This is a genomic window from Pseudoalteromonas sp. OANN1 (genome assembly GCF_024124685.1).
Lineage (GTDB): Bacteria > Pseudomonadota > Gammaproteobacteria > Enterobacterales > Alteromonadaceae > Pseudoalteromonas > Pseudoalteromonas piscicida.
In genome coordinates, this window is the sequence record NZ_JAMXSE010000007.1 from 155724 (window position 1) to 168610 (window position 12887).

18 protein-coding genes are annotated in these 12887 nt (G+C 43.3%); 11 read left to right on the plus strand and 7 right to left on the minus strand.

What is annotated here, in order from left to right:
* Positions 1-37 precede the first annotated feature (37 nt).
* Genes murA through NH462_RS08545 form a run of 7 tightly spaced genes read right to left on the minus strand, consistent with a single transcriptional unit; the run spans position 38 to position 4694 of the window.
* A complete protein-coding gene (murA, locus tag NH462_RS08515; protein ID WP_010376684.1) occupies positions 38-1297 on the minus strand; it encodes a UDP-N-acetylglucosamine 1-carboxyvinyltransferase in 1260 nt (419 codons plus the stop codon).
* 12 nt (positions 1298-1309) lie between these two features.
* Positions 1310-1567, minus strand: a complete 258-nt coding sequence (locus tag NH462_RS08520) for a BolA family protein (RefSeq protein ID WP_010376682.1) — start codon at positions 1565-1567, stop codon at positions 1310-1312.
* Positions 1568-1572: 5 nt separating this feature from the next.
* The gene (locus NH462_RS08525; protein WP_010376680.1) at positions 1573-1878 is read right to left on the minus strand and encodes an STAS domain-containing protein; all 306 of its coding nucleotides are present in this window, start codon (positions 1876-1878) and stop codon (positions 1573-1575) included.
* Entirely contained in the window at positions 1865-2551 is a 687-nt protein-coding gene (locus NH462_RS08530) for an ABC transporter substrate-binding protein (RefSeq protein ID WP_010376677.1), read from the minus strand. The genes NH462_RS08525 and NH462_RS08530 overlap by 14 nt, the downstream gene beginning before the upstream one ends.
* A gap of 2 nt (positions 2552-2553) precedes the next feature.
* Complete coding sequence (gene mlaD, locus NH462_RS08535; protein ID WP_010376676.1) at positions 2554-3099, minus strand: outer membrane lipid asymmetry maintenance protein MlaD; 546 nt, start codon at positions 3097-3099, stop codon at positions 2554-2556.
* A gap of 12 nt (positions 3100-3111) precedes the next feature.
* On the minus strand, positions 3112-3891 hold the full coding sequence (gene mlaE, locus NH462_RS08540; protein ID WP_010376675.1) for a lipid asymmetry maintenance ABC transporter permease subunit MlaE: 780 nt from the start codon (positions 3889-3891) through the stop codon (positions 3112-3114).
* 2 nt (positions 3892-3893) lie between these two features.
* Entirely contained in the window at positions 3894-4694 is an 801-nt protein-coding gene (locus NH462_RS08545; protein WP_010376674.1) for an ATP-binding cassette domain-containing protein, read from the minus strand.
* A gap of 174 nt (positions 4695-4868) precedes the next feature.
* Between NH462_RS08545 and NH462_RS08550 the strand changes: the two genes are divergently transcribed.
* Genes NH462_RS08550 through NH462_RS08600 form a run of 11 tightly spaced genes read left to right on the plus strand, consistent with a single transcriptional unit; the run spans position 4869 to position 12620 of the window.
* Entirely contained in the window at positions 4869-5828 is a 960-nt protein-coding gene (locus NH462_RS08550; RefSeq protein WP_010376669.1) for a calcium/sodium antiporter, read from the plus strand.
* A gap of 9 nt (positions 5829-5837) precedes the next feature.
* Complete coding sequence (locus tag NH462_RS08555) at positions 5838-6809, plus strand: KpsF/GutQ family sugar-phosphate isomerase (RefSeq protein WP_366033554.1); 972 nt, start codon at positions 5838-5840, stop codon at positions 6807-6809.
* Complete coding sequence (kdsC, locus tag NH462_RS08560) at positions 6809-7360, plus strand: 3-deoxy-manno-octulosonate-8-phosphatase KdsC (RefSeq protein ID WP_010376667.1); 552 nt, start codon at positions 6809-6811, stop codon at positions 7358-7360. Before NH462_RS08555 ends, kdsC begins: the two co-directional genes overlap by 1 nt.
* Complete coding sequence (lptC, locus tag NH462_RS08565) at positions 7357-7911, plus strand: LPS export ABC transporter periplasmic protein LptC (RefSeq protein ID WP_253105399.1); 555 nt, start codon at positions 7357-7359, stop codon at positions 7909-7911. The genes kdsC and lptC overlap by 4 nt, the downstream gene beginning before the upstream one ends.
* Complete coding sequence (gene lptA, locus NH462_RS08570; protein WP_010376665.1) at positions 7901-8443, plus strand: lipopolysaccharide transport periplasmic protein LptA; 543 nt, start codon at positions 7901-7903, stop codon at positions 8441-8443. Before lptC ends, lptA begins: the two co-directional genes overlap by 11 nt.
* Complete coding sequence (lptB, locus tag NH462_RS08575; RefSeq protein WP_010376664.1) at positions 8443-9168, plus strand: LPS export ABC transporter ATP-binding protein; 726 nt, start codon at positions 8443-8445, stop codon at positions 9166-9168. Before lptA ends, lptB begins: the two co-directional genes overlap by 1 nt.
* A gap of 46 nt (positions 9169-9214) precedes the next feature.
* A complete protein-coding gene (locus NH462_RS08580; RefSeq protein ID WP_253105401.1) occupies positions 9215-10714 on the plus strand; it encodes an RNA polymerase factor sigma-54 in 1500 nt (499 codons plus the stop codon).
* 29 nt (positions 10715-10743) lie between these two features.
* On the plus strand, positions 10744-11031 hold the full coding sequence (gene hpf / locus NH462_RS08585) for a ribosome hibernation promoting factor (protein ID WP_010376661.1): 288 nt from the start codon (positions 10744-10746) through the stop codon (positions 11029-11031).
* Between the two features lies 1 nt (position 11032).
* Entirely contained in the window at positions 11033-11491 is a 459-nt protein-coding gene (gene ptsN, locus NH462_RS08590; protein ID WP_253105403.1) for a PTS IIA-like nitrogen regulatory protein PtsN, read from the plus strand.
* Positions 11484-12350: an RNase adapter RapZ gene (rapZ, locus tag NH462_RS08595; RefSeq protein ID WP_010605937.1), complete on the plus strand. Its 867-nt coding sequence runs from the start codon at positions 11484-11486 to the stop codon at positions 12348-12350. Before ptsN ends, rapZ begins: the two co-directional genes overlap by 8 nt.
* The gene (locus NH462_RS08600) at positions 12351-12620 is read left to right on the plus strand and encodes an HPr family phosphocarrier protein (protein ID WP_010376658.1); all 270 of its coding nucleotides are present in this window, start codon (positions 12351-12353) and stop codon (positions 12618-12620) included.
* Positions 12621-12887 lie beyond the last annotated feature (267 nt).

Sequence of the window (12887 nt, forward strand, 5' to 3'; positions counted from 1 at the left end):
GACGCTTTTCGTTTTTTACCAATTTGCTTAATTATGCTCAGGTTTTACGGCGTTTTATATTTGCACCTAAACGGCTTAGCTTATCTTCTATCTTCTGATAGCCCCTATCAACATGATAGATGCGATCTACGATGGTTTCGCCTGTTGCAACAATACCCGTTAGGATAAGACTCGCTGAAGCGCGTAAATCGGTTGCCATTACCTGTGCACCAGATAACGACTCTGTCTCACCACAGATTGCAGTGTTGCCTTCTAAACGAATATTCGCGCCCATACGCTGTAACTCTGGCACATGCATAAAGCGGTTTTCAAAGATAGTTTCTGTGATTGTCGCGCTACCTTCAGCCACCACATTTAATGCAGTAAACTGAGCTTGCATGTCTGTTGGAAAGCCAGGATGTGGCATGGTTTTAATATTAACGGCTTTCAAAGCGCGTTGACGCATATCCACATAAATACTGTCTTCACTTACCTCAACAATAGCATTGGCGGCACGTAGCTTTTCAAGCACAGGTTCAAGACTATGATAATCCGTGTTTTTACATAGTACTTCGCCTTTTGCCATTGCCGCAGCAACCAAAAAGGTCCCTGTTTCGATGCGATCAGGAAGGATTTTATGCTCACAACCATTAAGACGCTCAACGCCTTCTATCTCAATTCGGCTAGAGCCTGCACCATTGATCTTGGCACCCATGGCAACTAAGCATTCAGCTAAGTTAATAATCTCTGGCTCTCGCGCAGCATTATCTATCACAGTTTTACCATCGGCGAGGGTTGCAGCCATCAATAAGTTTTCAGTAGCACCAACGCTGACGGTTTCCATAAAGATCTCGGCTCCCCGAAGACGACCTTCGGTTACCGCATGGATATAACCATTCTCAACTTTGATCTTAGCGCCCATTTTCTCAAGGCCTGAAATATGCAGATCGACTGGACGAGCACCAATAGCACACCCTCCCGGTAGGGAAACTTGCGCCTGACCAAATCTGGCAACTAATGGGCCTAACGCCAGTACCGACGCACGCATTTGCTTAACGAGTTCATAAGGTGCAAGCACGCTATTTACCGTTGCTCCGTTGATTTCTAAGATATCGCCGTCCCACTCAACTTCAGCGCCCAGTGTTTTTAATAAGGCTTCTGTGGTACCTATATCGCGTAAGTGCGGTACATTAGAAAAACGGCTTTTACCATCGCCAAGCAGAGCGGCGAATAAAATAGGTAGGGCTGCGTTTTTAGCCCCTGAAATAGTGACTTCACCGGCTAAAGTGGTGCCACCTTGGATAACAAACTGATCCATTGCGGCACTCCGTTATTGTGGAAGAATAAATTTGCGCTCTTTTTGCCATTCATCAGGTGTGAATGCACGAATACTAACAGCATGCATAGTGCCGTCTTTAATAGTATCCATCAGTGGGCCGTAGATCAGCTGTTCTCTTTTCAGCCTTCTTAATCCGTCAAAACACGTTCCAACAGCAATGACTTCGTAGTGACTACCATTAGCTTTAACGATGATCTCGTCAAGCGATAGTGCATCTCTCAATAAAGTTTCGACTTGATTTGTTTCCATTAGACTCACTCAAATAGGGTTGTCACCTGTCCCAACTCCATTAAATTTTGCAGTTGCTCAGGCGTATTTTTCAGCTCGAGACGAATGTCGCGCTGTTTCAATTGACCTAAAGAGTGAATTAACCAAGCTAAGCCCGCGGTGTCAACCCTTGTCACCTCAGAAAGGTTAAAATAGACGGTTGATTGTGCATTTTTCAACACTTGAACGATGGTCGACTGTTTCAGTGCGCTTGGTAAACTCGCTCTCGTAAGTTCACCAGTTAACACGATTTCACCTTTACTTTCGGTGAATGAAATATTAGGCGTCACCATCATCCCCTCTAAATTGCACCGGAAGCTTGCTCTTCTTATCTAACAGTTGGATCACATGTTCAATACCCTGCTGTCGTAAAATACCATGTAGCTCCGATTGTTTGGCATCAAGTAAACTAATGCCTTCCGCCATCATGTCAAAAGCACGCCAGTCACCGTCTTGTCCGCGTCTAACTTTAAAATCGATTTTGATATCAGGCTTACCTGGCTCTACAATTTTGGTCTTAACAACCACCACAGCTTCATTCTCAAATGGGCGATGCTCACCAAACTCTACCTTTTGGTCTTTATATTGAGTAAATACACCAGCATAAGTCGCTACCAAGTAATTTTTGAATACCTCAATAAATTCTCTAATATGCTCGACAGCAGCAGCTTTCTCCTCTTTACTTTCAATGTTGCGAACCTTTTGAATATAAGAACCTAATACACGATACGCAGCATATTTGTAATCAATGTAAGGCAAGAGCTCTTCTTCTACGATAACGCGTAAGTGTTCTTTGTCTTTTTCAATGATGTTTTGCTCTTTCGTAACACGCTGAAAAGTTTGCGCCGCAACTTGCTCCACCATTTTATAAGGATCGCTTGAGTCTACTTCTTTCGCCTGAACCAATGCGGTAGCCATCAATGCTACAAACAAAGTCAGACATTTCGCATAGATGTTTTTTAACATATTTACTCGCTCCCTTGATTAAATAGGAACTGACCAATTAGCTCTTCTAATACCAGTGCCGATTTTGTATCTGTGATCATGTCACCGTCTTTTAGCGCTTTTGTTTCCACACCAAAAAGAGACTCAAGATCAACGCTATCTTCACTCGTTACCTCCTGACCAAGACATTTTTGCTTCGCAGATTCAGCAGCAATAACCGGAGAAATACCTAAATACTGCTCACCCAAAATGCCCGAAGTCAAAATCGAAACCGACGACGTATCGGAAAACTGACACTCGTAGTTTTTATCTAAACTCATTGAAACTACTGGCACGAACTCTTGTGGATGGATGTGAATTCCATCAACACGACCAATCACAACCCCACCCACCTTAATTGGAGCGCGGGTTTTCAACGAACCTATATTTTCGAACTTAGCATGCAAAGTATAAGTTTCACCATTGCCGCTTAAGCCTGAATTAGCTACCTTTAGCGCCAACATAACAAATGCAGCAATGCCCAATGCCACGAACAACCCAACTAAAATTTCTATTTTCCGTGTATTCATTTTTAAAACCTTTTAACTTGAGAACATAACCGCTGTTAATACAAAGTCAAAGCCAAGTACAGCCAGTGAAGAATGTACTACCGTCTCTGTCGTCGCTTTACTTATCCCTTCAGAAGTAGGAATACAGTCATAGCCTTTGTATAGCGCGATCCAAGTTACTAATAGTGCAAATACGAAACTCTTAATAAGACCATTTAAGATGTCTTGTTGAAACGACACTTGCGATTGCATAATTGACCAGAAGCTACCTGAATCTACGCCTAACCAATCAACACCCACCAAGTGTGCGCCTAAAATAGCGATCGCAGAGAATATCAATGCGAGTAACGGCATACTAATAAAACCGGCCCAAAAACGAGGGGCAACCACGCGCTTAAGCGGGTCTATCGCCATCATTTCTAAACTAGATAATTGCTCCGTAGCCTTCATCAAACCGATTTCTGCAGTTAACGCACTGCCTGCACGCCCTGCAAATAAGAGTGCAGTCACCACGGGGCCCAACTCCCTGAGTAAACTCAAAGCAACCAAAGGTCCAAGGCTATCTTCAGCGCCATACCCAACTAACACGGTATAGCCTTGTAATGCCAATACCATGCCGATAAATAAACCAGACACCATGATAATCAACAATGATTGATGACCAACCATGTAAAGTTGCTTTATCAACAGCGGCGTGCCTTTTCGGAAATTGGGTAAGCTACATAGCGCCCCAAAAAGCATTGTTGTGGCACGGCCAAGTGCAGCAAAACGGCTGAGGGTTTTGTGGCCTAGTTTTTGTAAAAAGTCGACCATACTCACTCTCCTTGCAACAGCGCTTGCTGATAATCAGGCGCTTTAAAGTGGAATGGCACAGGTCCATCCGCAAGGCCCTGTAAGAACTGCTGTACTAATGGCGATTCGTGTTCAAGCATCTGCTCAGGGGTTCCTGTACCAATCACACCTTGCTCTGCAATAATAACGACGTGGTCGGCAATACTCAGCACTTCCGTAACATCATGAGTGACTATCAGTGACGATAACCCCAATACTTCATTAAGGGACTTAATCAGCCGAACTAGAACGCCCATGGAGATCGGGTCCTGACCTGCAAACGGCTCATCGTACATAATTAATTCAGGATCAAGTGCAATAGAACGTGCTAAAGCCGCGCGTCTTGCCATACCACCAGAAAGCTCTGCCGGCATTAAATCTTTTGCACCACGAAGACCAACCGCTTGAAGCTTCATCAGCACCACTAAACGGATTAATTCTTCAGATAATTCGGTATGCTCGCGTAGAGGAAAAGCCACATTGTCGAACACGCTCATATCGGTAAACAAAGCGCCGCTTTGAAATAACATACTCATCCGCGTTCGAGCTTGATACAAAGCTGCTCGTGACATGTTAGGAATACTGTTTCCAGCAAAAAGAATATCACCGCTATCAGGCTTAAGCTGACCACCGATTAATCGCAACATGGTAGTTTTACCAATGCCACTCGGTCCCATTATTGCGGTAATTTTGCCCTTTGGTACGGAAAAGCTCATGTTTTTGTAGATGATCCTTTCACCCCGAGAGAAGGTTACATCCTTGATTTCTACAATTGACTGCGACAAGTCGCTCTCCAGATCCAGACTATATTCATCCAAGTATGATACTTTTTTTTCAAACAAGATGGAAAATCGTTTTGGTAAAATTTTGTAAGTAGTGAAATGTAACGGTTTGCTTATACTTTCCAGAGCGCTTTTGGTAGTATCTATCGAAATTTTAATCCTATTGGCTAGAGGTTCATGGTTTTATCGTTTGTTATTCTCATTCTTGGCTTTATTGCACTGGTTTGGAGTGCTGACCGCTTTGTTTTTGGTGCGGCCGCTCTTGCACGAAACTTTGGTGTGCCAACATTAATTGTTGGTTTAACTATCGTGGCCATGGGTTCTTCAGCACCAGAAATGATGGTTGCTGCGCAAGCCGCTCTTGCAGATAAAACAGACACCGCCGTGGGCAATGCCATAGGTTCTAACATCGCCAATATCTTACTCGTTTTGGGTCTCACCGCGTTATTAAGGCCACTCTCCGTTGGCTCTGGTATTTTGCGCCGCGAAATGCCGCTGTTAGTCATCGTTTCATTGGCAGCTTGGTATATCGTTAGTGATAACCACTTTAGTTTCGTAGAAGGTGTTTTGTTATTAGTCGGTTTCGCCGCTTTTCTTCTTGCACTTATCATTATCACCAAGCGTGGTGGTGGAGATAATGATGACCCATTTGTCAGTGAAGCCTGTGAAGAAGTGCCAAATAATATTCCAACTCAAAAAGCCGTTTTCTGGTTAATCGTGGGTATGATTTTACTGCCTATTAGCGCGGACTATCTCGTTGGCGCCGCGGTTGACATCGCCAAATATTTTGGCATGAGTGACCTGCTAATAGGATTAACCATTATCGCCGTTGGTACTAGTTTACCCGAGCTTGCGGCATGTGTTGCTGGCGTACTTAAAAAAGAAGACGATCTAGCGCTTGGCAATATTATTGGCTCGAATATCTTTAATATATTGGCAGTGCTATCGATTGCTGGGATTATTAACCCATCTGTCCTCGACGCCAATATTGCGTCACGTGATATCTTTATTATGCTTGGCGCGACACTGCTGCTTATCCTAATGAGCCTCAGCCTAACAGGTCAGCGCCGCATCAACCGCTTGGAAGGTGGCATACTTGTCGCAAGCTTCGTCGGTTATATTTACTACATCATTTAAGGAAGCCTTGTGACAACGAACCCATTTATTGATTCTGCAAGTCAAGTTTTTGCTACTGAACTTGCAGCAATAGAAGAAGTGCAACAGTTTGTTGATCAACAATTTGTAAAAGCCTGTGAAATTATGTTTGGCTGCCAAGGTCGTATCATCGTGATTGGCATGGGTAAGTCCGGCCACATCGGAAACAAAATCGCAGCGACACTCGCAAGTACTGGCAGCCCTGCATTTTTTGTTCATCCAGGAGAAGCAAGTCACGGCGACTTGGGTATGATCACCAAAGATGATGTGGTTTTGATGATCTCCAACTCAGGGGAAACCCAAGAGGTGATCTCAATCCTGCCTGTGATAAAGCGCTTAGGGGCCCCCGTTATTTCTATGACAGGCAACCCGAGCTCTACAATGGCTCGTAATGCGACGGTTCACCTTTGTGTTAAGGTATCAAAAGAAGCCTGCCCATTAGGACTTGCACCCACGGCGAGCACCACAGCTACGCTAGTGATGGGCGATGCACTCGCGGTTGCGCTACTTGAAGCCAGAGGCTTTACGGCTGATGATTTTGCACTTTCCCATCCAGGTGGTAGTTTAGGAAGACGTCTACTACTAACCGTTGCTGATGTCATGCATCAAGGGGATGCAATCCCTATGGTTAAAAGTCATTGCACAGTTAAAGAAGCTTTATTTGAAATGTCAGCTAAAAGTTTAGGTATGACGGCAATCGTAGATGAAAGCTCGCAATTGCAAGGTATTTTTACCGATGGCGACTTGCGCCGTATTATCGAACAAAAGATCGATATTCACACCACCCCAATCACGCAAGTTATGACGGCTAAAAGTACGACGGCACGCGCCGATATGCTCGCAGCAGAGGTACTCAATATCATGGAAACCAAACGAATTAATGGCTTGATTGTGGTAAACAAAAACAACATACCGGTTGGCGCCTTGAATACGCAAGATTTACTTAGAGCGGGGGTGCTGTAATGCAATTTGAAGATTTATATCAGACGATTTCAACTGAAGCTTGGGAAAAAGCAAAACAAATCAAATTATTGATTTGCGATATTGATGGCGTATTCTCAGATGGACGTATATACCTTGGTAACAATGGTGAAGAACTGAAAGCATTTAATACCAAAGACGGGTTTGGTATTAAAGCCTTGATTGATAGTGGTATCGAAGTCGCCGTTATCACAGGTAGACATTCACAAATAGTTCAGCAACGCATGACTAGTTTAAATGTAACTTATATTTACCAAGGCCAAGAAAACAAGTTAGTGGCATATGATGAATTGAAGACTAAGCTCAACCTTAGTGATGACGAAATTGCATATATTGGTGATGATGGTCCAGACCTACCCGTAATGGAACAGGTCGGTTTTGCCGTTGCCGTCAATGATGCACATCCTCTTGTCAAACGTATCGCCCACTACACCACTTTGATGCCTGGTGGTTTTGGTGCTGTGAGAGAACTGACTGATCTTCTAATGCTCAGCCAAAATCACTTATTGACTTCCAAAGGATCAAGTACATGACCGTATTGCGTGTCATCTTACTCATTGTTTTCGCTTCAATAATGGTATGGATGTGGTCGCCCATGTTTAATCCATCAGAGGTGGACTCAGCAAAAGAAGATGAACCGTTAGCTAAGCCCGATTATGTTGCAACCACACTTCAGCAAACGACCTATAGTGAAAATGGCTTATTAAACTATCAGGTAACTGCTGATAAGATGGAGTTGTATCAAGATCTTGGCTTTAGTCACTTTGAAAAGCCCATTTTCACCTTATATAACGGTGAGCAAAATTGGCAAATAAGTGCATTAGAAGCAACACTATACGAAAATAATACCTTGATATTAGAGGGCAATGTGCTGGCAAAGAATTTAACGCCTAACGCCATGATCACCGATATCAATGCCGATAATGTAAGAGTTGAAATTAAGCAAAAATTGATGAAGTCGGAACACCCTGTCGTTATCACGGGTCCTAGTCTTAGGATCACGGGTAAAGGACTGCATGCGGATCTACAAAAGCAAGTGATCGAACTCATCAACCACACAAAGACAATTTATTATGACCAGTAAAATCATTAACAAACTAGTTTTCATCGGCTTGCTTGCAAGTTCTACTCTAGTAATTGCTGCAGAACAAAATGAAGTCATTATTGATGCTGGCCGTCAGCAAGCTCAACTGCAAAGCAACATCGGTATTTTTGAACAGAATGTTGTTATTATTCATGGCAACAGAAAAATAAATGCCGATCGCCTAGAAGTCCATCGCCGCGCGGAGCTTGGTACTAACAAGCAACTGCTTGTTGCAACTGGCAGCCCAGCTATTTTCAGCGAACGTCAACCTGATGGTAATTTGCTAGAAGCCAAAGCAAACGAAATTCGCTACGACGTTGCGAAAGGCACCTTAGTCATTTCTGGCGATGCGGAAATCAATCAAACTGGGCAAAAAATCAATGCTCAGGTCATCACCTATGACATTGAAAAGCAACTGATCAGTGCTGAGCGCTCAGACCAAGAAGATTCCCGTGTAAGAACCATCCTTGTTCCTGTTGATGACAAAAAAGACGCAAAAGATAAAAAAGCGCAGGAAGAAGGTAACAATTAATGAGCGAGCTCAAAGCAACTGGTCTAGCAAAGAGTTATAAAGGCCGCCAGGTCGTCAAAAATGTTGGCTTAAGTGTTCAAGCTGGCAGCATTGTAGGCTTATTGGGCCCGAATGGCGCAGGTAAAACCACGACCTTTTATATGATTGTAGGGTTAGTACCAAGCGACAAAGGTTTTATTCAGATTGATGACGAAGATATCACTTTGCTACCAATGCACAGCCGCGCGCGACTTGGTATTGGTTATCTACCGCAAGAGTCTTCGATCTTTAGAAAACTCACGGTCTATCAAAATTTGATGGCGATTTTAGAAACTCGAAAAGACTTATCTAAAGTTGAAAGAGAAGCTGAACTAAACGAGTTACTGGATGAGTTTAATATCCAACACATTCGCGACTCACAGGGCATGGCATTGTCGGGAGGCGAAAGAAGACGCGTAGAAATTGCTCGCGCTTTAGCCGCTAACCCTAAGTTTATCCTGTTAGATGAACCTTTTGCTGGTGTTGATCCTATTTCGGTGTTAGATATAAAGACAATCATAGAGCACCTAAAAAACCGCGGTATCGGTGTGCTAATCACCGATCATAACGTTAGAGAAACACTGGACGTATGTGAAAAAGCCTACATCGTTTCACATGGTGAGTTAATCGCTGCAGGCACGCCAGAACATGTTTTGGCAGATCAAACCGTAAGAGATGTCTACCTAGGCGAACAATTCAAGCTATAGTTAAGACGTAGTATTAATAACTGTTAAAAAGGATTGTTAGAGATACATGAGGCAATCATTACAGCTGCGCATGGGGCAGCAACTTACAATGACTCCACAACTGCAACAAGCCATTCGCTTGCTGCAGCTTAGTACATTGGATCTGCAACAAGAAATACAAGAAGCATTAGACAGCAATCCATTGTTGGAAGTGGAAGAAGGTGATAATACTGACGGCGAAAACACTGACCAACACAGTCAAGAAAAGAGCAGTGCTGACGACAATCAAGATTCAAGCGATGAAGTGCAGGTTAGTGACTATGAGATAGACTCAGATACAGCCATGAGCAAAGACACGGTGAGCGATGACCTCGCCATGGATGTCACTTGGGACGAGTATATGAGTGCAGCGCCCGCTGCAAGCTCAGGCCCACTTCCCGATGACGATAATGTTTATCAAGGGGAAACCTCTGAATCTCTCCACGACTATCTCATGTGGCAACTTGAGCTGACACCATTTAGTCCAACAGATAGAGCGATTGCGATTGCGATTATTGAAGCGGTCGACCTGTCAGGCATTTTAACACTGTCTTGCGAAGACATTTTAGAAAGCATTAATGATGAGAGTAGCGAAGAGCCTATTGAGCTGGATGAAGTCGAAGCCGTGCTCAAACGTATTCAGCTTTTCGATCCTGTCGGTATCGCAGCGCGTAGTTTACAAGAATGCTTGTGTATTCAGCTAAATCAATTCGCCCCAGATACGCCATGGATTGCCGAAACGAAAATGATCCTGACAGAGCATATCGACTTGCTTGCCAGCCGTGACTATCGAACTTTGACTAAGAAAACACGCCTTAAAGAAGCCGATCTCAAAGAGGTCATGACGTTAATTCATAGTCTTAACCCAAAACCAGCGGCAAGCATTATTCATGAAGAGCCTGAATATGTGATCCCTGACGTATCGGTGAAAAAAGTAAAAGGTCGTTGGGTCGTAGAGCTAAATCCTGATGCTATGCCTAAAATAAAAGTAAACGACCATTATGCTGCGATGTCTAGAACAGCGAAATCCAGTACAGATAGTCAGTTTATTCGCTCACATTTACAAGAAGCGAAGTGGTTTATTAAAAGCTTAGAAAGCCGAAATGATACTTTATTAAAAGTTACCAATTGCATTGTGCAACAACAACAGGCATTCTTTGAACATGGCCCCGAAGCAATGCGCCCTATGGTGCTAAATGATGTTGCTGAAATGGTTGAGATGCATGAGTCCACAATTTCCCGTGTGACAACACAAAAATACATGCATACACCTCGGGGAATATTTGAGCTGAAGTACTTCTTCTCTAGCCATGTAAGTACAGAAAATGGAGGTGAGTGCTCTTCTACAGCAATTAGAGCACTTATCAAAAAGCTGATAGCTGCAGAAAATACCGCGAAACCATTGAGTGACAGCAAAATTGCAGATATCTTAGCTGAGCAAGGAATTAAGGTAGCGAGACGTACGATTGCAAAATATCGTGAATCCCTAGCCATTCCACCGTCAAATCAGCGTAAAAGCTTGATATAAGACGTAAAAACCAAGAAGGAAAAATGCTTATGCAACTAAATCTAACTGGTCGCCATGTAGAAATTACTGACTCATTAAGAGACTATGTCACCAACAAGTTTGCGAAGCTAGAAAGGCACTTTGATCATATCAATAACGTGCATGTGATCCTTGATGTCGAGAAGCTAGTACAAAAAGCAGAAGCAACATTACACGTAAACGGCGGCGAGCTATTTGCATCAACAGAGCATCAAGATATGTATGCCGCAATTGATGGCCTTATCGACAAGCTAGATCGTCAAGTTATTAAACACAAAGAGAAGCTCACTCGACACTAAGATGAAATTAAGTGAATTGGTGAACAAGGACTGCAGTAAAGCTGCGGTCCTTTTTAATAGCAAAAAACGTATTTTAGAATACATCAGCGAACTGGCTCATAGCCAAATTCCAAATACCAGTCAGCATGCTATCTTAGACGCTTTAATGGCGCGAGAGAAATTAGGCAGCACAGGGATCGGTAAAGGTATTGCCATTCCTCATGGTAGACTTGAAGGTTTGGATAAAATCCTTGCAATGGTGCTTGTTAGCGAGCAAGGGATCCAGTTTGAAGCCATAGATAAGCAGCCTGTCGATATTTTTGTCGCGTTCATCGTACCCGAAGGTGATAATCAACAGCACCTGAAGACCTTAGCGGCGATTGCTGATACACTCAGAGACAAGTCTTTTTGCAAAATGCTTAGGCAAGCAAAAAGTGATGACGAGTTATATGCAGTGATCCAAGGTGAACTTGATGAGTGATGAAGAAAAAGGACTCGAGCTTATCATTATCAGTGGCCGCTCAGGCTCTGGTAAATCTGTAGCGCTTCGAGTATTGGAAGACTTAGGCTACTATTGTGTAGATAACATTCCAGTCAATTTACTGCCGTCTTTAGTCCGCAGCGTTTCCGACAATTATAATAAAATTGCAGTCAGTATTGATGTTAGAAACTTGCCTAAAGAACAGGACGAGTTTAATGACATTCTTGAATACTTGCCTGGTTTCGCCAAACCTACCCTGTTTTATTTAGACAGTGACGATCAAACCCTGATAAAACGCTTCTCAGAAACACGCCGTTTGCACCCTCTTTCACTACATAATCTTCCATTAGATGTTGCGATAAAGAAAGAACGGGAATTGTTAGACGTGTTGATCACACGCGCTGATTTTCTCATTGATACTACAGGCCTGAGCGTTCATCAACTTGCGGAAGATATCCGCGAAAAAATCTTAGGTAAGAAAGACAAACAACTCATTATTACCTTTGAATCTTTCGGCTTTAAACACGGCATCCCAAAACAAGCGGATTACGTTTTTGATGCGCGCTTTTTGCCCAACCCACATTGGGAGCCTGAGCTTAAGCCGCTAACTGGCCTAGATCAGCCAGTCAAAGACTATTTGTCGAGTCACAGCATCGTGCAAAAGTTTACTTGGCAGATCCAAACCTTTGTACAAACTTGGTTACCACACTTAGAGCGTAATAATCGCAGTTATCTAACGATCGCAATAGGATGTACTGGTGGACAACATCGCTCGGTATACTTAGCGCAAACCATTGGCGAGCGATTTGCAAAAACCCATCCCAACGTCAAAATTCGCCACCGTGAGCAAGAGGGTTAAATGTTAGAAGATACGTTTTTAATCCAGAACAAGCTCGGCCTGCACGCTCGAGCAGCGACGGTTCTTGCGCAATTAGCGACCCAATTTGATGCCGAAGTGACCTTATATCAAGGAGACAAAAGTGCTGCTGCTGACAGCGTACTAGCGCTGTTGTTACTTGAAAGCAGCCAAGGAAAAGAAGTACGAGTGGTTTGTGAAGGTCCCGATGCTCAGTATGCACTAGACGCCATTGGTGGACTAATAGAAAATAAATTTAATGAATCCGAGTAACTTGGGTTACTAGCGCCCAGATAGCACTAAGGCCCGATTCATTTATTCCCTGCTAATCTCCCCCTCCGTAACCAGACTGGTATAATACCAATTAGTCTTAATACTTGCTCAATTTGAAGGAGCAAATCTGACGCTGACTGTGTTAAAAATTTTTCATTTAGAACAACTAAATAACCTGAGCTGCGGATAATTAATGCCTTTCTAGCAGCAAGTTTTAGCGCTAACTGCGTTGAATTCACTTCCAATAGCCAGCTATTGGTGCGTAAA